Below are 21113 nucleotides of genomic sequence, written 5' to 3' on the forward strand. Positions count from 1 at the left end.
CCAAACAGCGCAGCAGAACCAGGGCAGGATCCCAGCTGACACCCAACACCCCCAGGAAACGGGAAAACACCCCAGGGACTGTCAGGCCATCAACCAAAAACAAAAAAACTTTGGTATCAACAAACTAGACACACTATTGAGTTGACAAACAACAAACCACACCACACGGCCCCTCACCAGGGCCACAACGGTCGGTTGTCCGATCGAGCCGCTCCGGGCCGATCGACGATTTTGGGAGTTGCCTCTCGGATCGAACCTCTTCGGTCCGCCGCGAAGCGACTCATCAAGCTTAGTTCCGCGTTGCTCGGCGTGTCAACTTGACTGTTCAAGCCGATTCGCTTCGCGCTGCCGAATGCCAGGTAACCATAGCATGAACGAGGTCCGACGTGTCGGGCTGATCTTTGCCGGTCACCCCGCGGCTCCGGTTCCTTCTCGGTTCCTCGCCGCGGCGACTCGGAATACATTACACACGAGCCGGGACCGGCGCAAAACGCTGGCCCCGGCTCGCGGGTGCTCCGCCGTGCGGCGGTTCCGGGCGTCCATGCCCGGGGTATGTGATCAGGGGCCCGACGGGGACCCGGTGCCCGACGATCAGCTCCCGACCGTGACGGCTGCCAGGTTCTTCTTGCCCCGGCGCAGCAGCGCGAACCGACCGTGCAACAGGTCGTCCGCGGTCAGGGTGGCGTCCTCCCCCGAGAGCTTGCGGTTGTTGACGGAAGCACCGCCCTCCTTGAGCGTGCGCCGCGCGGCGGACTTGGATTCCGCCAGGCCCGTGGCCACGAGCAGATCCACCACGGCGTGCTCACCCGGTGCGACCTCCGCGTGGGGCAGCTCTGCCGCGACCGCCGCGAGCGTGTCTTCGTCCAGGTCCTCGAAAGAACCCTTGCCGAACACGGCGGCGGACGCCTCGATCGCCTTGCGCGTGGCCTCGGGTCCGTGCACCAGGGTGTTGACGTCCGAGGCCAGGACCTTCTGGGCCTCACGCCGGAAGGGTTCCTCCTCGGTGAGACGCTGCAGTTCCGCGATCTCCTCGCGGGTGCGGAAGGTGAAGACCTTGAGTCGATCCGCCACGTCCGCGTCCGCGGTGTTGAGCCAGAACTGGTAGAAGGCGTAAGGCGAGGTCAGTTCCGGATCCAGCCAGATGGCATTGCCCTCCGACTTCCCGAACTTGGTGCCGTCCGAGTTGGTGATCAGCGGCGTGCCGATCGCGTGCACCGTGGCACCCTCGGCCTTGCGCACCAGGTCGGTGCCGGAGGTGAGGTTGCCCCACTGGTCGGAACCGCCGGTCTGCAGGACGCAGTCGTACTGCCGGTACAGGTTGAGGAAGTCCAGTCCCTGCAGGATCTGGTAGCTGAACTCGGTGTAGGAGATCCCCTCTTCCGAGTTCAACCGCTTGGCCACGATGTCCTTCTTGATCATGGTGCCCACGCGGAAGTTCTTGCCGATGTCCCGCAGGAAATCGATCGCGGACAGCTGGGACGTCCAGTCCAGGTTGTTGACCATGCGCGCGGGATTGTCCCCCTCGAAGGACAGGAACCGCTGGACCTGTTCGCGCAGCAGGTTTACCCATTCGGCCACGGTCTCGCGCGAGTTGAGGACGCGTTCCGAGGTCTGCCGCGGATCACCGATCAGCCCGGTGGATCCGCCGACCAGACCGATCGGGTGGTGTCCCGCGAGTTGGAGTCGGCGAAGCAGCAACAACTGCACCAGGTGTCCCAGGTGCAGGGAGGACGCCGTGGGGTCGAACCCGCAGTAATACGTGATGGGACCACCGTCGAGCGTTTCCTGCAGGGCCTCCGCATCCGTGGAGACCTGGACGAGTCCGCGCCAGTTCAGCTCCTCCCACAGGGAGGAGAAGGACGGATCGTTGTGCTGCGTGCTGAGATCGGTGGTTGACACGTGGACTAAGTTATCAGGCCGCCGTGGGGTCCCCGGCGCCCGGTTCCCCGGGTTGCGGGGTGATCCCGTCGGGCAGTCCGTGGGCCGCCACGAGGTACAACCGCTGGGTGGGACGGGTCATGGCCACGTACAGATTGCCCGGGCCCCCGGCGGGGTCGTCCGCGATCTCCGTGGGTTCCACGACCACCACGGAATCGAACTCGAGGCCCTTGGCATCCCACGGGGTGAGCACCATGATCCGCCGGTCCAGGCTGCGCATGCCCGCGGCCACGAGCCCCGGGAAGGCCTCGTCCAGGGCCTTACCCACCGCGGCCAAACGTCCCCCGGGGCACACCACTCCCACGAGACCCCCGGCGAGCCGCTCCAGTTCGCGCCGCACCTGCGCCACGATCTCCGCGGCCAGCTCCGCCTCGACGGCCACCGGCACGATCACGGGCGGATCGCCGCCGCGCACCGCCGTGGGATCGGAGACCGCGATCCCCGTAGCCTGCGCGACCCGCACCGCGGCGTCGGCGATCGGTTGCGGGGTGCGGTAGTTGACCGTGAGTTCCTCGAGCGTGAATCGCTCCCCCACGAACGGCTCGAGCGCCTCGTCCCAGGTCCGGGCCGCCGCCGCGTTCCCCGCCTGAGCGATGTCACCGACCACCGTGAAGGACTTCAGGGGGCACCGGCGCATGAGCACGCGCCACTGCATGGGCGAGAGTTCCTGCGCCTCGTCCACGACTACGTGCCCGTACGCCCACGTACGGTCCGACGACGCCGCTTCGGCCGCCGTCATCCGGTGCGGCGCCTCAGCGTTGAAAGACGTGAGCTGTTCGACCGTGACGACGCCCTGGGCACCGATGTCCTCGAAACCCTCCGCCATGGCCTCGAGCGCCTTCTGCGCCGATTCCTGGGCCTTGCGCTCCTCGAGCGAACGGTCCCCGCGCACCTTGATACCGGCGGACTCGAAGTCGCCCAACAGTTCCGCGGCCTCGTCCAGCAGGGCGACGTCGGGTACGGTCAACGGCGCGTCGACGGGCCGCAGCAGGCGCGAGACCTGGGCGTCCGAGAGCCGCGGGGCGGCGGAGCGCAGGTAGTGCTCCTTGCCGAACAACTGAGCCACGAGTTGCTGGGGTGTCAAGGGCAACCACAGCAGGTTGAGCGCGATGCGTACCTCTCGGGACTGTCGCAGGTCCTCCTTGAGGTACGAGCGGTCCATCGTGGTCCCGGCCTTCTCGTTGAGCTCGTCCCCGAGGTTCTGGGCGAGCTCCTTGACGATGACCTTCACGAACGTCTCGCGGGCCTCGTTGTGCGGCTTGCCCGTGGCGCGCGCACGCTCCCGGGCCCGGCGCACAAGCGAGGGTTCGAGCCGCACGCGGTGGCCGTCCACGGTGAGCCACTGCGTGCGCTCGGGAACCTTCTGCCGGTCAGCAACGGCGCGCTTGATGACGTCCACCATGTGCAGCCCGGACTTCCAGCGGGTCACCCAGGGGTCGGTCTCGACCGTGCCGTGCACACCCGGATAGAGGTCCGCGAGGGACGACATCACCACGCCGGTCTCCCCGAGCGCCGGAAGCACGCGTTCGATGTACCACAGGAACGACGACGACGGACCCACGATCAGCACACCCGACTTGGCGAGCCGCTCCCGGTGTTCGTATAACAAGTACGCGGCACGGTGCAGGGCCACGGCGGTCTTGCCGGTACCCGGGCCACCCTGGACCACGCGCACCCCGGACAGCGGGGCGCGAATAATGCGGTCTTGTTCGGCCTGGATCGTGGCGACGATGTCCGTCATGCGGCCCGTGCGCTCGGAGTTCAGGGCCGCGATGAGCGCGCCCTCGCCGTGCACAACCTCGGCGTCGGAGACGGCACCCGGATCCAGGACGTCGTCCTCGAGGGCGGTGACGTCCCGCCCGTCCATGATGAGGTGGCGTCGACGCACCAGGTCCATGGGGTTGGCGGCGGTGGCCTGGTAGAAGGCCCCGGCCTCGCGGGCCCGCCAGTCCAGTACGAGCCGGCGGTGGTCCTCCGTGGCCAGTCCGAGCCGGCCCACGTAATGCCGCTCCCCCTCGGTGGTGTCCAGGCGACCGAAGACCAAACGTTCATCCACCGAGTTGAGTTGGGTGAGGCGGTCCTCGTAATGCGTGGCGAATGCGTCACGTTCGGACCGCGCCTGGTGTCCCCCGCCGAAGTTCGTGGTCCGGACGCGGCGCAACTCATCCGCATTGAGTTGCCGCAACTCGTCCAACCGGGCGTAGGCCTCGGCGACGTAGCGCCGTTCCTCCCCCAGTTGCCGGGACACCTCCACGGATGCGGATTCCTCCACGCCCTTCACCTCACGCACACTGCCGACGGGTCCGGTCGCTCAACCGGCGATCGTCTATCCTACCGCTCGACCCGCGACTCCCCCGTCACACGCGCAACAGTGCGCGCACGCGATGCCCACCCAGTTGGGCCCGGCCGCGCAGCGCAGTCAGCTCCATGATCACGCCGAAACCCGCGACGTTGTACCCGCCGCGCGTCAACAACGACGCCGTGGCACCCAGGGTCCCGCCCGTGGCGAGGACGTCGTCCAGGACCAGGACGCGCGAACCGCGGGGAGCGTCGTCGGTGTGGATCTCCAGGGTGCCCGTGCCGTACTCGAGGTCGTAGGCCTGGGAGATGGTCTCGCGCGGGAGCTTGCCCGCCTTGCGCACCGGGATGATCCCCACCCCGGACGCGTACGCCACGGCCGCGGCGATCATGAATCCGCGCGCCTCCACACCGGCCACGCAGTCGTACTGGCCGCGGAAGGCGTCCACGAGCGCGTCCACGGTGCGCTGGAAACCGTCCCCGTCCGCGAACAGGGGCGTGAGATCGCGGAAGAGCACCCCCGGCTCGGGATGGTCGGGGATCTTGGCGCACAACCGGTCGATCATCTGTTCCACGGATTCAGTCACCGCTCCATCGTATCCGGCGCACCGCGCGGCGGGCGGTGCGCTAGCGCGTGCGGCGGCGTTTGACGGTGGCCTTGCGGTACGGGGACACCGTGGGCTCGCCCGGCAGTGCGTAGCGCCACGGGTACGCGTCCGTCCCGCCCTCCCCGGACACGCCCGTCCGGGCCGTCACGACGACGTCGCTCGCGGGGCGTTGCGCCAGGACCAGTCCGGCCCACGTGTCGTCACCGCGCCGTTCGACCTCCTCGCGCGCCCGGGCCACGGGATCGGGGGCGATGCCGAGATCGGCGAGCGCGGCGCCGTCGTCGTCGCGGGTCAGTGCGAGGGCTTGCGCCACGTTGCCGGGCCCGCGCGCGAGCGAGGCGAAGGCCGGTGCGGAACTGCGGTTCGCGAGCCTACGCTGCGTGGCCACCTCGGAGCCCAGCACGACCTCACCCGAGCGGATCAGGACACCGCCCCCGACGCCCTCGGGCCGGCACACGAAGTTCACCGCGTGATGCAGCCCGTACGTGAAGTACACGTAGACGTGCCCGGGCGGGCCGAACATCGAGGCGTTGCGCGCCGTGCGACCCCGGTAGGTGTGGGCCCCGGGATCCGGCAGGTCCGAGTCCTGCGGGCCGCCGTAGGCCTCGACCTCGGTCAGCCGCAGCCCCACCGTGCCCCCGGGGCGCGCGCACACGAGGACGGCGCCGAGCAGCCGGGGAGCGACGTCGGGGGCCGGGGCGAGGAGAAGCTCGTGCAGTCCGGCCGTCACGAGACGACGGGCTCGCGCGCAGCAAAGGCGTCCAGCTCCGCGAGCTGCCGTTCGAGCTCGGTGAGCTGTTGGGCGACCGCGTCCGGCGCGGTGCCGCCCTGGGAGTTGCGCGAGGACAGGGAACCCTCGACCGTGAGCACCTCCCGGACCCCGGGCGTGAGGTGCGGCGAGATCGCGGCGAACTGCTCATCGGTCAGGTCCCACAGCTCGATGCCCTCGTCCTCGCACACGCGCACGGCCTCCCCGGAGACCTCGTGCGCCTCGCGGAATGGGACGCCCTGGCGCACGAGCCATTCGGCGACGTCGGTCGCGAGCGCGAAACCCTGCGGGGCGAGCTCGGCGAGGCGCTGCGTGTGGAACTCGAGGGTCGCCATCATGCCCGTGACGGCGGGCAACAGCACCTCGAGCTGGTCGATCGCGTCGAAGACGGGTTCCTTGTCCTCTTGCAGATCCCGGTTGTACGCGAGCGGCAACCCCTTGAGGGTCGCGAGCAAACCCGCGAGGTCACCGATCAACCGCCCGGCCTTACCGCGCGCGAGTTCCGCGACGTCCGGGTTCTTCTTCTGCGGCATGATCGATGAGCCGGTCGAATAGGCGTCGTCCAGGGTCACGAACGAGAACTCCTTGGTGGCCCACGTGGTCACCTCCTCGCTCATCCGGGAGACGTCCACGGCGGCCATGGCGCACACCCACGCGAACTCCGCGTAGACGTCCCGCGACGCGGTGCCGTCGATCGAGTTGAACACCGCGGAGTCGAAGCCGAGCTCGGCCGCCACGGCATTGGGGTCCAGGCCCAGCGACGATCCCGCGAGCGCGCCCGAACCGTACGGGGACACCGCCGCACGGTTGTCCCAGTCGGCGAGCCGCTGGACGTCCCGCAGTACCGCCCACGCGTGGGCGAGCAGGTGGTGGGACAGCAGCACGGGCTGGGCGTGCTGCAGGTGGGTGCGCCCGGGCATGGGGGCGTACGGGTGGCGCCGCGCCTGCTCCACGAGGGCTCGCACGAGCTCCAGCAGGTTGCGCGCGATGATCGAGGCGTGGTCGCGCAGGTACATCCGACCCAGGGTCGCGATCTGGTCGTTGCGGGAGCGACCCGCGCGCAGCTTGCCGCCCAGGTTCGCCCCGGCGCGCTCGATGAGCCCGCGCTCGAGGCACCCGTGGACGTCCTCGTCCGACGGCGACGGCGCGTACGCCCCGCTGCGCACGTCCGCCTCGAGCCGGTCGAGTGCGTCCAGCATGCCGCTCAACTCGTCCTCGCTCAACAGGCCGGCCGTGTGCAGCACGCGGGCGTGGGCGCGGGACCCCGCGATGTCGTACGGCGCCAGACGCCAATCGAAATCGGTGGACTTGCTCAGCGCGGCGAGGGCGTCCGCGGGCCCGCCCGCGAATCGACCGCCCCACAGGGCGCCCTCGTTGGTTCCGTGCTGCTCGTGCTGGGCCATGATGCTCCTCGTGGACGTCGTGGGACCGTGGATTGCCGGGCACTCACCCGGCGCGGGGAACGGCCGGGCTCCAGTCTAGGAGCCCGGCCGTTCGCGATGATGTGGTGATCACCCGCGCACCGGGGCGCGGGAGACGGATGTCAGCCCTCGGCGAGGCCCTGCTCGCGGCGGGAGGCCACCTTGGAGGACATCCCGAACAGTTCGATGAACCCGCGGGCGTTGGACTGGTCGAAGGAGTCACCCTCGTCGTACGTGGCCAGGTTGAAGTCGTAGAGACCCGTGGACGAACGCCGCCCGGTCACGGTGGCCCGGCCCGCGTGCAACTCCATGCGGATGTCACCGTTGACGTACTTCTGGGTGTCCTCGATGAACACGTCCAAGGACTTCTTCAACGGGGAGAACCACTGGCCGTCGTAGACGAGCTCGGTCCAGCGCTGACCCACGGTCTTCTTGAAGCGGGCCTGCTCGCGCTCGATCGTGACGTTCTCGAGTTCCTTGTGCGCGGCGATCAACGCCATGGCACCCGGGGCCTCGTAGATCTCGCGGGACTTGATGCCCACGAGCCGGTCCTCAACGATGTCGATCCGCCCCACACCCTGGGCACCCGCGCGGCGGTTGAGCTCCTGGATGGCCTGCAGCGGCGTGACGGGCTTGCCGTCGAGCGCCACGGGCACGCCCTGCTCGAACGTGATCACGACCTCGTCCGCGGCGGGCGGGAACGTGGGATCGTCCGTGTAGTCGTAGACGTCCTTGGTGGGCGCGTTCCAGATGTCCTCGAGGAACCCGGTCTCCACCGCGCGGCCCCACACGTTCTGGTCGATCGAGAAGGGGTTCTTCTTGGTCGTGGCGATCGGCAGGTTGTTGTTCTCCGCGTACGTGATGGCCTTCTCACGGGTCAACGCGAGGTCACGTACCGGCGCGATGCACTTGAGTTCGGGACCCAGGGTCTGGATGCCCACCTCGAAGCGCACCTGGTCGTTGCCCTTGCCCGTGCAGCCGTGGGCCACCGTGGTGGCACCGAACTGCTTCGCGGCCTTCACGAGGTGCTTGACGATCACCGGGCGGGAGACGGCCGAGACCAGGGGGTAGGAGTCCATGTAGAGACCGTTGGCCTTCAACGCGGGCATGCAGTACTCGCTCGCGAACTCGTCACGGGCGTCCGCGACGTACGCCTCCACGGCACCGCAGTCCAGGGCGCGCTGACGCACGGTCTCGAGGTCCTCGCCACCCTGTCCGACATCCACGGCCACGGCGATGACCTCGGCACCGGTGGCCTCACCGATCCACCCGATGGCCACGGACGTGTCCAATCCGCCCGAGTAGGCCAATACCACGCGATCACTCACGGTGCTTTCCTCCACAACTGCTCGACGACGCCGACTACGCGGGAGTGCCCCGCGGCTCATGCATGACTATACACAGCAATCAGTATTTATGCATCGAGGGTCAGTTCGCGCTTGAGGATCTTGCCCGTCGGGCCTTTGGGCAGCTCGTCCGTGACGCGGTAGATGCGGGGGTACTTGTACTTGGCCACCCGTTCCTGCACGAACGCGTCCAGCTCTCGCGTGAGCGCCTCGCGGCCCTTGGACTCGAGCACCCCGGACTCGAAGACCACCACGGCCCCGACCTCCTCGCCGTGCTTCTCGCTCGGGACCCCCAGCACCGCGGCCTCCACCACGCCGGGGAACTGGTAGATGGCCTCCTCGACCTCGCGCGGGTACACGTTGTAACCGCCGCGCAGGATCATGTCCTTCTTCCGGTCCACGATGAAGAACGCGCCGTCCTCGTCCTCGCGGGCCATGTCACCGGTGTGGAACCAGCCGCCGCGCATCGCGTTCTCGGTGGCTTCGGGCTTGTTCCAGTAGCCCTTCATCACGTACTGCCCGCGCACCACGAGCTCACCGACCTCGTTGGTGGGGACCTGCTGGTCGTCCCCGTCCACCACGCGCAGCTCCGCACCGCGCACGGCCGTGCCGATGGAGCCCGGCTTGCGCTCGTTGCCCGGCTGGTTGAAGCACACCACCGGCGAGGTCTCGGACAGCCCGTACCCCTCGAACACGGTGGTGTTGAAGACCTTCTCGAACCTGACCATGACCTCTACGGGCATGGGGGACCCTCCGGACACGCCGGCACGCAGGTCCACGCCCTCGACGGCCTGCGGGTCCTGGTTGGCCTGGTGCAGCAGGGCCACGTACATGGTGGGGACCCCCGCGAAGATCGTGACACCGTCGCGGCGCAGGATCTCCAGGGCCTTGCCCGGGTGGAAGCGGGGCAGCAGAGTCACGGCCGCACCGCTGCAGATCACGCCGTTGAGCGCCACCGTCTGGCCGAACACGTGGAAGAAGGGCAGCCCACCGAACATCACGTCCCCGTGGTGCAGGTTGAACACCTCGCCGGCGACCTCGGCGTTGGTGAGCAGGTTGTGGTGGGTCAGCTCCGCCCCCTTGGGGCGGCCGGTGGTCCCGGACGTGTAGAGCAGCACGGCCGTGTCCGAGTCCTGACGCTCCACGACGTCACGGTCGGGATCCACACCCTGGAGGCGCTCCACCGTTCCGCGGGCGCTGATGGGCAGCACGTTGAGGCCCTCGATCTCCTCGGCCGCCTTCTGGCTGGCCTGCGCCATGTCCTCCCACGCGAGCACGAAGGAGCACCCGGAGTCCTGGAAGTGGTAGGTGAGCTCTCGGGGCGTGAGCAGGGGGTTGAGGGGGACTACGATGCCGCCGGCGCGCAGGATCGCGTAGTACAGCACGGCCATGTGCGGCACGTTGGGCAGCACGAGGGCCACGCGGTCCCCCGGTCGGATGCCGTTGGCCTTGAGCAGCGCCGCGCCGCGGGCGGAGAGATCGTCCAGCTGCCCGTAGGTCATGTGCAGCTCGTCGAGAATGATCGCGGGATCGGACGTGTACTGGGCGGCCGAGGTGGTGAGCAGGGTGGCCAGGTTGGTCATGGGTCCTCCAGAAGACGGTGTGAGTTCTAACACGTGATACTGCCCGTATCGGATATTCGAGTCAAACGTCGACCCCGCCTGGATTCCGCGTGCGACACTAGACAGCGCCGCACGCGACGAGCCCCGGCCGCCGCTCTCCGCAATCCCGTCAATTCGTTCCCGGGCCACGGGCCGTGGCCCCCGCACAGGAGGATCCCCCGTGACCGACCAGCACAGAAACGCGCAGAGCCCCCAATTCACCGAGGCGGAGCTGGCCTACGTCTCATCCCTGTTCGACGCCGCCCGCAACGGCGACACCCAGCTGCTGAGCTCTGCGCTCGACGCCGGGGTGCCGGTCAACCTCACGAACAGCAAGGGGGACACCCTGCTGAACCTGGCGGCGTACCTGGAGCGCGAGGAGACGGTGGCCATGCTGCTCGCCCGCGGCGCGGACACCGAGCGCGTGAGCGACATGGGCTTCACTGCCCTGGTCTGTGCGGTGTTCCGCGGCAACGAGCCCATTGCCCGCGCGCTGCTCGAGGCGGGGGCGGGCCAGGCCACGGGTCACCAGCACGCACAGGACGTGGCCCGCGTCTTCGGCCAGGAGCACCTGCTGCCGCTGCTGGAGAGCTACGAGACGCGCGAGGCCTGAACCGGGCGGACGGCACCTGCTCTTCCAGGGGCTGGGGGCCCACCGCCGGGAGGTGGCACGGGCGCGGACGGCGCGCGGGCGGCGTCGTCCGCGTGCCTGGTGGGCGCGCTCAGCGGGCGAGGTCCAGGAACTTCCGCGCGAGCTGCTCCCCGCCCTGGGGATCCCGGCTGACCACCATGATGGTGTCGTCCCCGGCAATGGTGCCGAGCACCTCGGGGAGCAGCGAGTGGTCGATCGCCGAGGCGAAGTACTGCGCGGCCCCGGGCGGGGTGCGCAGGATCACGAGGTTGGCGCTGCCCTCGGCCGTCACGAGCAGCTCGCGGCACAGTGCGGCGAGCTTGGCGTCGGTGCTCTCGCGGGTGACGCCGCTGGTCGGGGACCGGTCCACCCCCGCCTGGGGAACCGCGTAGACCATGCCCCCGCTCGCGGAGCGCACGCGCACCGCCTCGAGTTCCACAAGGTCCCGGGACAGGGTCGCCTGGGTCACCTGGATGCCGTCCGCCGCGAGCAGTTCGGCCAGTTCGGCCTGCGAGTGGACGTCTCCTCCGGTCACAAGTTCGAGGATCCGGGCCTGGCGCGCCGTCTTGGTCGTGGGGATGCTCACCGTGCCTCCTCCCGGCGCAAGGCGGCGGGCAGGTCCGCGGCCAGTCCCGAGGAATCCAGCAGGAACGTGAGCAGGGCCTTCTGCGCGTGCACCCGGTTCTCGGCCTCGTCCCACACCCGGGACGCGGGGCCGTCGATCACGTCCGCGGCGACCTCGAAGCCGCGGTAGGCGGGCAGGCAGTGCAGGAACACGGCGTCGTCGGCCGCGTGCGCCATGGCCTCGGAGGTCACGGAGTACGGCGTGAAGATCTGCGCGCGCTCGGTTTTCTCGCTCTCCTGGCCCATGGACACCCACGTGTCGGTGACGACGGCGTCCGCGTCCTTCAGCGCCTCTCTCGCGTCCGTGGTCACGAGCACCGAGCCGCCGGTGAGCTCGGCGCGTTCGCGGGCCGCGGCGACGACGTCCTCGCGCGGCAGGTAGCCTTCCGGTCCGGCCACGCGCACGTGCATGCCGGCCGTGGCGCAGCCGAGCAGGTAGGAGTTCGCCATGTTGTTGGCGGCGTCCCCCAGGTAAACCAGGGTGCGCCCGGCCACGTCCCCGAACTCCTCGCGCAGCGTCAGCAGGTCCGCGAGGATCTGGCACGGGTGGTAGTCGTCGGACAGGGCGTTGATCACCGGGACGTCGCTGAACTCGGCCATCTCCTCGAGCCCGGACTGCGCGTACGTGCGCCACACGATCGCCGCGAGCATCCGGGAGAGCACGCGGGCGCTGTCCGCGACGGTTTCCTTGTGACCCAGCTGGGACTCCCCCGGGTTGATGATCAGCGGGTTGCCGCCCAGGTCGCTCACCCCGGCCGCGAATGAGACGCGGGTGCGGGTGGAGGTCTTGTCGAAGATGATCCCCACGGTCTGTGGACCCGCGAGCGGGCGGCGGGAGAACCGGTCCGCCTTGAGCGCGGCGGCAAGGTCCAGGACCTCGGACTGTTCCTCGGGGGTGAGATCGGTGTCGACCAGGAAGTGACGGGGCACGGGGGATTCTCCTTCGGGTGTGGTGCTGTCCGGGGCTCAGCGGGCGCGGACGGTCTCGAGCACATGCGGCAGGGCCTCGACGAACGTGTCCGCCTGCTCCGCAGTGATGATGAGAGGCGGCGCCAGACGCAGCGTGGTGGGTCCGGTGGCGTTGAGGATGAATCCCGCCTCGCGCGCGGCGGCGACGACGCGCTGGGCCATGGGGTCCCCGGAGGTCCCGGCGTTCTCCGCGTCCTCGGTGTTCTCCGCGACGAGGTCCACGCCGACCAACAGACCGTACTGGCGGACCTCCCCCACCCCGGGAACCTCCCGCAGCCGCTGCGCGAGGTGGGCTCCCACCTCCCGGGCGTTGACGAGCAGGTTCTCGTTCTCGAGGGTCGTGACAGTTGCGAGTCCCGCGGCCATCGCCAGGGGATTGCCCCCGAACGTGGTGCCGTGCTGACCCGCTCCCAGTAGGGCCGAGACCTCCGGTCCCGCCGTGAGCATGGCCCCCACGGGGAACCCGCCACCGAGCCCCTTGGCGAACGTCACAGCATCCGGGAACTCACCCCGGGGCAGCTGGGCGGTGGCGGCGAGCCACGCGCCGGTGCGGCCCATCCCGGACTGCACCTCGTCCACGATCAGCAGTGCACCGCGCTCCCGCGTGAGCCTGCGGGCCAGTGCCAGGAACCCCTCGGGTAGCCCGTGCACGCCGGCCTCGCCCTGGACGGGTTCCACGATCACCGCACTCACGGTGTCGTCGAGTTCGCGCTCGAGGGCCTCCGCCGTGGCCGGGATGTGGGTGACCCCGGCGGGCAGCGGTTCGAACGGTTCGCGGTAGGCCGCCTTGGCCGTAAGTGACAGGGATCCCATGGTCCGGCCGTGGAACGAGTTCTCGAGTGCGAGCACACGCGTCCGGGGCCGACCCTGCGCGTCCGGGTGCGCGCGGCCGTGGCGACGCGCGAGCTTGAACGCGGCCTCGTTCGCCTCCGAGCCCGAGTTCGCAAAGAACACGTGGGAGCCCTCGGGCGCCCCAGTGACCTTGAGCAGTTTCTCGGCCAGGTGGATACTGCCCGGGGACGTGAACAGGTTGGAGATGTGCGCGAGGGTTCCCGCTTGCTCCGAGACCGCCCGCACCCACGCGGGGTGCGCGTGGCCCAGGGCGTTCACCGCGATCCCCGCGAGCAGGTCGAGGTACCGCTTGCCGTTGGCATCGGTGACGTGCACGCCCTCGCCCGACACGAGCACGAGTGATGGATCCCCGAACACTCCCAGAAGGTGTTCCTTGTACTCCCCCAGCAGTTCGTCCTGGTTGCTCATGAGTGCTCAACTCCGTCCGGTGTGACCTCTGTGCCGATACCCGTGTCCGTGAAGATCTCCAACAGGGACGAGTGCTCCGTGCGCCCGTCCACGATGCTCGCGCGCGGCACACCGCCGTCCACCGCTCGCAGAGCCGCCCACATCTTGGGGATCATCCCCGATTCGAGCTCCGGCAGCATCTCACGCAGTTCCGCCGCGGATAGGGACGAGATCAGCGACGAGCGATCCGGCCAGTCCGCGTAGAGCCCCTCGACGTCCGTGAGGGCCACGAACTTCTCCGCGCCCAGGGCCACGGCCACCTCGGCGGCCGCCGTGTCCGCATTGACATTGAGGACTTGCCCCGTGAGCGCACCCCGCCCCGCGGCATCGTCGTCCGAATCCGCGAGCTCCGGGGCGATCGAGGCGATGACCGGGATCTTACCGATGTCCAGCAGCTGCTCGACCGCGACCGTGTTGACGCGCGTGACGGTACCCACGAGACCGAGGTCCAGGGGCGCGCCGTCGGACCCGGTGCGCACGCGGCGCGCCTGCAGCAGCCCCGCGTCCTCGCCGGACATGCCCACCGCGTACGGGCCGTGGGCGTTGATCAGGCCCACGAGTTCCCGCCCCACCTGCCCGGTGAGGACCATGCGGATGACCGACATGGCCTCGGGCGTGGTCACGCGCAGACCGTCCTTGAACTCGGACGGGATGTTCAGGGACTCGAGCATCGCGCTGATCTGCGGGCCGCCGCCGTGGACCACGACCGGGCGGATGCCCACGTGGCGCAGGAAAACCATGTCCTCCGCGAAGGCGCGCCGCAGGTCGTCGTTGATCATGGCGTTGCCGCCGTACTTGAAGACCATGGTGGATCCCGCGTAGCGCTGGATCCACGGCAGGGCCTCCATGAGGGTCTCCGCCTTCGAGCGGGCCGTCTCGTACCTGGTGTTATCGCTGAGTCGTGACATGGTGGGCGCGCTAGCTGGAGTAGGCGCTGTTCTCCTCGACATAGTCATGGGTGAGGTCGTTGGTCCACACGGTCGCGCTCGCGTCCCCGGCCTTGAGGTCAATGAGGACGTCCACAGCGCGCAACGCCGCGAGGTCCACGCCCTCGCGCGGATCACCGATCGCGCCGTTGCGGCACACCGTCACGCCGTTGATGGTGACGTCGATCCGGTCGGGGTCGAACTGGGCGTCCGTGGTGCCCACCGCCGAGAGCACACGCCCCCAGTTGGGGTCGTTACCGAACACCGCTGTCTTGAACAGGTTGGAGCGGGCCACCGTGCGGGAGACGTCCTCCGCCTCGGTCTCCGTGGCCGCGCCCACCGTGGTGATCGCGATGTCGTGGGAGGCACCCTCCGCGTCCGTGATCAGCTGCTGCGCGAGGCTGTGGCACACCGCGGTCAGTGCGTGCGTGAACTCCCCCTGGTCCGGGCGCTGCGCCGAGGCGCCGGAGGACATCAGGACCACGGTGTCGTTGGTGGACATGCACCCGTCCGAGTCCGCGCGGTTGAACGTGACACGGCACGCCTCCTTCAGGGCGAGCGAGAGCTCCTCCGCGCTCAGGACGGCGTCGGTTGTGAGGACCACGAGCATGGTGGCAAGCCCCGGTGCGAGCATGCCCGCCCCCTTGGCCATGCCGCCCACGCTCCACCCTGCGCCGCTCACGCAGGCCTGCTTGGGGACGGTGTCCGTGGTCATGATGGCCTCCGCGGCCTCCGCCGCGGCACGCTGCCCGGGTGCGAGCGCGGCCACGACGGCCGGGACCCCGCCGCGCACGACGTCCATCGGCAGCTGCTCCCCGATCAGCCCGGTGGAGCACACCAGAACGTCCCCTGCGCCGATGCCCAGCTGCTCACCCACCAGCTCGGCGGTCTCGTGGGTGTTCTGGAAGCCCTGCGGGCCGGTACACGCGTTCGCCCCGCCCGAGTTGAGCACCACCGCGCGGGCACGGCCCTGCCGGATCACCTCGCGGGACCAGTGGACGGGGGCGGCGGCCACGCGATTGCTGGTGAATTGGGCGGCCGCGGCGTCGTCGGGCCCGGTGTTGACCACCAAGGCGAGGTCACGGCCACCCGACTTCTTGAAGCCGGCCACCACGCCAGCGGCGCTGAAACCGGCCGCGGCGCACACGCCGGAGTCGGTGCTCACGGGGACGTCGGGAATGGGGTTGTGCGAGGACATCGCAGCTCCTGGTTCGGACGGGCGGTCGAGCGGGGACCCGGGATTCACGGTGCCACGCCCTGCGCGGCGAGGCCCGAGGTCTCGGGGAGGCCGAGGGCCAGGTTGAGGGACTGCACGGCGGCCCCCGCCGTCCCCTTGGTCAGGTTGTCGATGGCCGCGCTCACCACGAGCCGCCCGGCGTGCGGGTCCACGGCTAGCTGCAGCGCCACGTGGTTCGAGGCCTGCACCGACTTGGTGGTGGGCCACTGCCCCTCGGGCAACAGGTGGACGAACGGCTCGCCGTCGTACGCGGCGCGGTAGGCTTCCCGCACAGCTTCCTCGGTCGTGCCCGGGCGCAGCGCGGCGGTGGCCGTGGTGAGGATACCGCGGGGCATGGGGGCCAGGGTGGGGGTGAACGAGATCCGCACGCCCTCGCCTGCCGCCCATCCCAGCCCCTGTTCGATCTCCGGGGTGTGCCGATGCCCGCCGCCGACGCCGTACGGGGACATCCCCCCCATCGTCTCGGCACCGAGCAGGTGAGGTTTCAGGGCCTTGCCCGCGCCCGAGGTCCCGGACGCGGACACGATCACGATGTCCTGGGGAGACACCAGTCCCGCCGCCAGCGCGGGTGCCAGCGCGAGCAGCGATCCCGTGGGGTAGCAGCCAGGGACGGCGATCCGGGTGGCGCCGGGCAGGTTCTCTCGCTGCTTGCGGCCGTTCGGGTCCACGAGCAGCTCGGGCAGCCCGTAGGGCCACGTGCCGGCGTGGTCTGAGCCGTAGAACGCTCCCCACGCTTCGGCGGACTCGAGCCGGTGGTCCGCCCCGGCGTCGATCACGACCGTGCCTGCGGGCAGCTGCTCGGCCAGCGCCGCGGACTGACCGTGGGGCAGGGCCAGGAATACGACGTCGTGGCCCGTGAGGTTCTGCGCGGTGGACTCGACGACGTCCCTGTCCGCGAGCGCGTGCAGGTGCGGCTGGAGCGCCCCGAGCTTCTGCCCGGCGGAGGAGTGGGCCGCCACGGTGGCGATCTCGATGTCCGGGTGCCCGCACAGCAGACGGAGCACTTCTCCCCCTGCGTAGCCGGTGGCGCCTGAGACTGCAGCGGTGTAGGTCATGGGCTCCACCATACCGTATTCCTATGCACTCCATTCAATATTTATGCATAACGCGTTCCAAATCTCTGCGCGGGTGACCGCCCGCCCCGACGTGCACTGCCTTGTGCCGGGAGGTGCCGTAGCGCGAGACTGACGGGGACGCCGTCGTGCCCCTCTGCGAGCACGGCACCCCGCTGCGAGGAGGAACTGACAGTGAGCGAGACCACGATGCAGGCGATCGTCGCGCACGAGCCCGGTGGCCCGGAGGTGCTGCGCCCGGCCGAGGTGCCCGTCCCCGAGCCCGGCCCCCGGGAGGTCCTCGTGCGGACCGAGGCCACCGGTGTGAACTTCATCGAGACCTACCAGCGCTCCGGCGTGTACCCCGTGGACTTCCCGTTCACGGCAGGCTCAGAGGGCACCGGCGAGGTCGTGGCTGTGGGCTCAGAGGTCACCACCGTGCGGACCGGTCAGCGCGTGGCAACCTCCGAGGCCACCCGCACGTACGCGCAGTTCTTCACGGTGGAGGAGGACAAGGCGCTACCCGTGCCGGACGGCATGGACCCTCAGACCGCCGGTGCGCTGCCCCTGCAGGGACTCACGGCGCACTACCTGGTGCGGTCCACGTTCCCTGTGCAGCCCGGGCAGACCGCCGTGGTCACGGCGGCCTCCGGCGGTGTGGGCGGGCTGGCCATCCAGCTGCTCAAGCGCATCGGCGCCACCGTGATCGCGCTGACCTCCACTCCGGATAAGGCCGCGACGGCCAAGCGCCTCGGCGCGGACCACGTGCTCGGCTACGAGGGCTTCGCCGAGCGTGTGCGCGAGCTCACGGACGGCCTGGGCGCGGACGTGGTCTATGACTCTGTGGGCCGTACGACCTTCGACGAATCCCTCGCGGCCACCCGCGTGCGCGGGACCACCGTACTCTTCGGGGGCTCCTCCGGCCAGGTGCCCCCGCTGGACCTGCAGCGGCTCAACAGCTCCGGGGCGCTCTACGTGACCCGCCCGTCCCTGGCTTACTACACGCGGGACCGGGACGAGCGCACGTGGCGCTGGGGCGAGCTCATGGAGGCCGTGACCTCCGGGGGCCTCGAGGTCCGGGTGGGCGCCACGTACCCGCTCGACGACGCCGCCACCGCGCACCACGACCTCGAATCCCGCGGCACGCAGGGGAAGCTCCTGCTACTGCCGTGAGATGACACCGCCCCGTGGGTCCGGGAACCCACGGGGCTGTGCACCACCGGCTTGTGCCGGAGCGGAGATCCAGGTGTACTGACCGAGGACGTTGATCAAATGCGAGAACGGCGGCTGGTTCCCGCAGGCCGTGTGCGGACGGTGCTGGTTGTACTGGTGGCGCCAGTCGGACAGTGCGTCGCGGCGTTCTCGCTCGCTGGTGTAGCAACGGGCGTAGGCCACCCGTCGGCCATGGTGCGGTGGAAGCGCTCCACCTTGCCGTTGGTCTGTGGTCGGCACGGCCGCGTCCGCTTCGGGGTGATCGACAAGGCCTCCCAGGTGTCACGCCACAGGTGCGATCGGTAGGCGCCTCCGTTGTCCGACAGCACCCGTTCGATGGTGACGCCGTGTTTGCCGAACCAATGGACGGCTCGGTGCACGACGACGACGGCAGTGACGGCGGTCTCGTCATCGTGGACCTCGGTGTACGCGACGCGGGAGTGGTCGTCGATGACGGTGTGGACGAACACGTAACCGAGCTTCGGGTTGCGCCACTTGGTCTTCGGCTTCCCAGGGGTCGCCGCACGATTGCGTTTTTCTTGGCGTCGGCCGACGTAGCGCCATCCACCGCCGTCGGGGATGTTCCCGAGCTTCTTCACGTCCACGTGCGGCAAGGAGCCGGGCTGGGGGTGCTCGTAGCGCCTGATCGACTCACCAGTGGCGCGGTCGATGTAGGCCGACCGGTTGAGGCGTGCGGTGGTGAGGATGCGGTGCACGCTGGACGCGGCGACGCCGAGGCGGGCTGCGAGCTGAACTGGCCCTTCCCGCATTCGGATTCGCAGGCTGACGCATCGCTTCTTGACAGGCTTCGGCGTCTTGTTCGGCGACGTCCTCGGGCGCGACGACCGGTCGTGCATGGACTCCCCGGCCCGGTAGCGGTCGGCCCACCGCTTCACCGTTGGCCACGACACCTGGAAGCGGGCGGCGACCTCACTGATCGGCCGCCCGTCGACGACGACGAGCCGGGCCACCTTGAGCCGGTGTCGGGGTGTGAGAGCTGCGTTGGCGTGTGACATGGAAGTCCTTGTGCGTGCTCGACAGGAGGGCCGCCAGATGAGCCGACGGCCCTCCTGCCCGTTCTGATTCGTCGTCAGGCGTTGGCCCGTCGCGAAGCGAATACCTCCCTGGCGACGAACGTCGCGTTGAGTGCGCGAGGGAAGCCGGCGTAGACCGAGCTGTGGAGCAGGGCTTCGACGATCTCCTCTTCTGTGAGGCCGACGTTCAGTGCGGCGCCCATGTGGACCCGCAGTTGCGGCTCGCAGCCACCCAGCGCGGTCAAGGCCCCGATAGTGACGAGCTGACGGCTGCGCGGGTCGAGCCCGGGCCGGTCGTAAATGTCACCGAAGGCGAAAGCCGCGACGTGGTGCCCCAGGGCGGGGCTGATGTCAGCGAGGGAATCGATAACGGCTTCGCCCTGGTGGCCGTCGATGCGCGAGAGGACGTCTTGGCCGTGCTGGCGGCGAGCAAGGTTCTCATCGGAGTTGATGTCGTGCTGGGGGTCGTCATGGCTGGGGGCCTTCCTGGTAGGCGGCGAGCTTGTACTCGGTCGCGGCGAGGGCGAGTTGGAGTTGGGTGATCTGGGAACGCAGGGTGTCGCGGTGCTCAAGGAGGAGGTCGAGTCGGTCTGGAATTGTGTCTGCGCCGGCGTTGACGAGGTCGATGTATCGACGCAGGTCGGCGATGGACATGCCTGATGCGCGCATCCGGGTCAGGAAAACGAGGCGCCGTACGGTCGGGGCGTCGAACCGGCGATGCCCCGCGTGGTCCCTAGGGATGACCACCAGGCCGATGCGCTCGTAGTAGCGCAGGGTGTGAGGGCTGACGCCTAAGTGCTCGGCGGCCGCAGCAATGCCCCAGTCCTCTTCGGAATCGGCTCGGGTGAGTTCTCTAAGCGCGTCGACGTTCACGCCACCGGGCGGATCAACGGCGAGTCGCAGGGCATCTGCCAGGGCCCGGTCATTCGTCATGACCTGCACGCTAGGGGTTCGAGCACGCTCAAAGACAAGCCGCGACGTCGATCAACGTGTCCGGTCAGTACACTTTGTTAATGGTCCATCTTCTAAATGGTTGGGCGGCTGGCTTTTTCAGGATCTCGGTGCTGGTTCTGGTCCACACGCACGGGTGGCAGCGATCGTTCCAGCCGGTGACGAAGGCCCGGATCCGCTTGTTCAGCTCGGGCACCGAAACGACGTCGGCCCGATGCAGGGCCTGGCGTTCGATGAGCCCGAACCACGCCTCATGTCGACGACGGACGAATACTGGGCAAATGCGATGTTGGCACATCAACCAAGTTCGACCACGAGGCCGAGTTCGGCGTGAAGCGCATCTGGAACCGAGGGTTCTCCGCCAGCCAGGCTCTTACCTCGGGGGCCTTGTGCGCGGCGTAGTTGTCCATCACCAGGTGCAGATTCCCTGGGGGTAGGCTCGGACAACCTGCTTGAGGAAGGCCAGGAACTCCTGGCGCTGGTGCCCAGGCTTGCACGCCGCGGTGACGTGGCTGGTGGCGATCTCCAGGGCCGCAAACAGGGTGGAGGTCCCGTGCCGGTTGTAGCCGTGGATGCGCGTCGCCGGCCGGGCTGCATCGGCGAACCTGGTGCCGTGCGCTCAAGGGCCTGGATGTGTTGGTTTTCGTCCAGGGATAGCACCACCGCGTTCTCGGGTGGGGCCAGGTAGAAACCGACCACGTCGACGACCTTGGCCACCAGCTCGGGATCGGTGGAGAACTTGAAGATGCCCGCCCGCCACGGGGCCACCCCATACTCTTGCCGGATATTGGCCACGGTGTTGTGGTCGATACCCAACCGCCCCGCGAGCATGTGCGAGGGCCAGGGGCGACGCTGAACTTCTTCGGCGGCACTCTGAGCGTGGCGGTGACATTCGCGCGGTGGTCGATCCGCCGGGGCCGGCCCGACCGGTCGTGGTCGGCCAGCCCGGCGATATCGGCCTACCCGTAGCAGGCCCGCCAGGCAATCACCGTATTGCCGGTGGCCCCACCCTTTCGGCGATCTCGGTGTTGGAGACACCCTGGACGGTCAGCAGCACGATGTGCGCCCGCTGGGCCAGACCCCCCGCACAAAGGTGGGGTGCACCAACCGGGTCAGCTTTTCGCCGCCGCCATCCCCCATTGGCAGCGGGGCCGCAGGATGGTTTGCCATATCTCAGAATCCCACCCCCCAAGCGCT

17 protein-coding genes and 1 pseudogene are annotated in these 21113 nt (G+C 69.1%); 2 read left to right on the top strand and 16 right to left on the bottom strand.

Annotated elements, in window-relative coordinates; all coding sequences use genetic code 11:
* Positions 1-591 precede the first annotated feature (591 nt).
* The 7 genes from tyrS to A5728_RS04555 form a co-directional block, all read right to left on the bottom strand.
* Positions 592-1899, bottom strand: a complete 1308-nt coding sequence (gene tyrS, locus A5728_RS04525; protein ID WP_064845917.1) for a tyrosine--tRNA ligase — start codon at positions 1897-1899, stop codon at positions 592-594.
* Positions 1900-1912: 13 nt separating this feature from the next.
* Positions 1913-4210: an AAA family ATPase gene (locus A5728_RS04530; RefSeq protein WP_368079772.1), complete on the bottom strand. Its 2298-nt coding sequence runs from the start codon at positions 4208-4210 to the stop codon at positions 1913-1915.
* A gap of 85 nt (positions 4211-4295) precedes the next feature.
* Positions 4296-4823 carry an adenine phosphoribosyltransferase gene (locus A5728_RS04535; RefSeq protein WP_064845919.1) on the bottom strand — a complete coding sequence of 176 codons (528 nt, stop codon included), beginning with the start codon at positions 4821-4823 and terminating at the stop codon, positions 4296-4298.
* 40 nt (positions 4824-4863) lie between these two features.
* Positions 4864-5574: a DNA-3-methyladenine glycosylase gene (locus tag A5728_RS04540; protein ID WP_064845920.1), complete on the bottom strand. Its 711-nt coding sequence runs from the start codon at positions 5572-5574 to the stop codon at positions 4864-4866.
* A complete protein-coding gene (gene argH, locus A5728_RS04545; protein WP_064845921.1) occupies positions 5571-7016 on the bottom strand; it encodes an argininosuccinate lyase in 1446 nt (481 codons plus the stop codon). Before argH ends, A5728_RS04540 begins: the two co-directional genes overlap by 4 nt.
* Positions 7017-7156: 140 nt before the next feature.
* Positions 7157-8362: an argininosuccinate synthase gene (locus A5728_RS04550; protein WP_064845922.1), complete on the bottom strand. Its 1206-nt coding sequence runs from the start codon at positions 8360-8362 to the stop codon at positions 7157-7159.
* A gap of 86 nt (positions 8363-8448) precedes the next feature.
* Positions 8449-9963 carry a long-chain fatty acid--CoA ligase gene (locus A5728_RS04555; RefSeq protein ID WP_064845923.1) on the bottom strand — a complete coding sequence of 505 codons (1515 nt, stop codon included), beginning with the start codon at positions 9961-9963 and terminating at the stop codon, positions 8449-8451.
* 199 nt (positions 9964-10162) lie between these two features.
* Here A5728_RS04555 and A5728_RS04560 point away from each other — a divergent pair, with 199 nt between their 5' ends.
* Positions 10163-10594, top strand: a complete 432-nt coding sequence (locus A5728_RS04560; RefSeq protein WP_064845924.1) for an ankyrin repeat domain-containing protein — start codon at positions 10163-10165, stop codon at positions 10592-10594.
* A 109-nt stretch (positions 10595-10703) separates the two neighbouring features.
* Here A5728_RS04560 and A5728_RS04565 read toward each other — a convergent pair whose 3' ends face one another.
* The 6 genes from A5728_RS04565 to argC are packed head-to-tail and all read right to left on the bottom strand — an operon-like array spanning position 10704 to position 16722.
* The gene (locus A5728_RS04565) at positions 10704-11198 is read right to left on the bottom strand and encodes an arginine repressor (protein ID WP_064845925.1); all 495 of its coding nucleotides are present in this window, start codon (positions 11196-11198) and stop codon (positions 10704-10706) included.
* Complete coding sequence (gene argF, locus A5728_RS04570) at positions 11195-12166, bottom strand: ornithine carbamoyltransferase (RefSeq protein WP_064845926.1); 972 nt, start codon at positions 12164-12166, stop codon at positions 11195-11197. The genes A5728_RS04565 and argF overlap by 4 nt, the downstream gene beginning before the upstream one ends.
* Before the next feature lie 36 nt (positions 12167-12202).
* Positions 12203-13465, bottom strand: a complete 1263-nt coding sequence (locus A5728_RS04575) for an acetylornithine transaminase (RefSeq protein ID WP_064845927.1) — start codon at positions 13463-13465, stop codon at positions 12203-12205.
* Complete coding sequence (gene argB / locus A5728_RS04580; RefSeq protein WP_064845928.1) at positions 13462-14412, bottom strand: acetylglutamate kinase; 951 nt, start codon at positions 14410-14412, stop codon at positions 13462-13464. The genes A5728_RS04575 and argB overlap by 4 nt, the downstream gene beginning before the upstream one ends.
* A 10-nt stretch (positions 14413-14422) precedes the next feature.
* On the bottom strand, positions 14423-15628 hold the full coding sequence (gene argJ / locus A5728_RS04585; protein WP_064845929.1) for a bifunctional glutamate N-acetyltransferase/amino-acid acetyltransferase ArgJ: 1206 nt from the start codon (positions 15626-15628) through the stop codon (positions 14423-14425).
* A 44-nt stretch (positions 15629-15672) separates the two neighbouring features.
* The gene (argC, locus tag A5728_RS04590) at positions 15673-16722 is read right to left on the bottom strand and encodes an N-acetyl-gamma-glutamyl-phosphate reductase (RefSeq protein ID WP_064845981.1); all 1050 of its coding nucleotides are present in this window, start codon (positions 16720-16722) and stop codon (positions 15673-15675) included.
* 207 nt (positions 16723-16929) lie between these two features.
* Here argC and A5728_RS04595 point away from each other — a divergent pair, with 207 nt between their 5' ends.
* Positions 16930-17892: a quinone oxidoreductase gene (locus A5728_RS04595; protein ID WP_064845982.1), complete on the top strand. Its 963-nt coding sequence runs from the start codon at positions 16930-16932 to the stop codon at positions 17890-17892.
* Here the strand turns inward: A5728_RS04595 and A5728_RS04600 are convergent.
* From A5728_RS04600 to A5728_RS04610, 3 genes and pseudogenes are all read right to left on the bottom strand, one after another.
* Positions 17881-18947: pseudogene (locus A5728_RS04600) on the bottom strand (IS481 family transposase). The gene A5728_RS04595 and the pseudogene A5728_RS04600 sit on opposite strands and share 12 nt — an antisense overlap.
* A 74-nt stretch (positions 18948-19021) precedes the next feature.
* Positions 19022-19537 (bottom strand): carboxymuconolactone decarboxylase family protein, encoded by a 516-nt coding sequence (locus tag A5728_RS04605; RefSeq protein WP_156523385.1) that lies wholly within the window; start codon positions 19535-19537, stop codon positions 19022-19024.
* Positions 19434-19898, bottom strand: coding sequence for a MerR family transcriptional regulator (locus tag A5728_RS04610; RefSeq protein WP_064845984.1), 465 nt, complete (start codon positions 19896-19898; stop codon positions 19434-19436). The genes A5728_RS04605 and A5728_RS04610 overlap by 104 nt, the downstream gene beginning before the upstream one ends.
* Positions 19899-21113 lie beyond the last annotated feature (1215 nt).

The sequence above is a fragment of the Kocuria sp. ICS0012 genome (assembly GCF_001665945.1).
Taxonomy (GTDB): Bacteria; Actinomycetota; Actinomycetes; order Actinomycetales; family Micrococcaceae; genus Kocuria; species Kocuria marina.

Excerpts from the sequence above, each read along its gene's own strand:
- argH (WP_064845921.1), bottom strand. The coding sequence starts at position 7,016 with ATGGCCCAGCACGAGCAGCACGGAACCAACGAGGGCGCCCTGTGGGGC.
- argC (WP_064845981.1), bottom strand. The coding sequence starts at position 16,722 with ATGACCTACACCGCTGCAGTCTCAGGCGCCACCGGCTACGCAGGGGGA.
- A5728_RS04575 (WP_064845927.1), bottom strand. The coding sequence starts at position 13,465 with ATGAGCAACCAGGACGAACTGCTGGGGGAGTACAAGGAACACCTTCTG.
- argJ (WP_064845929.1), bottom strand. The coding sequence starts at position 15,628 with ATGTCCTCGCACAACCCCATTCCCGACGTCCCCGTGAGCACCGACTCC.
- A5728_RS04595 (WP_064845982.1), top strand. The coding sequence starts at position 16,930 with ATGCAGGCGATCGTCGCGCACGAGCCCGGTGGCCCGGAGGTGCTGCGC.
- A5728_RS04610 (WP_064845984.1), bottom strand. The coding sequence starts at position 19,898 with ATGACGAATGACCGGGCCCTGGCAGATGCCCTGCGACTCGCCGTTGAT.
- argB (WP_064845928.1), bottom strand. The coding sequence starts at position 14,412 with ATGTCACGACTCAGCGATAACACCAGGTACGAGACGGCCCGCTCGAAG.
- A5728_RS04555 (WP_064845923.1), bottom strand. The coding sequence starts at position 9,963 with ATGACCAACCTGGCCACCCTGCTCACCACCTCGGCCGCCCAGTACACG.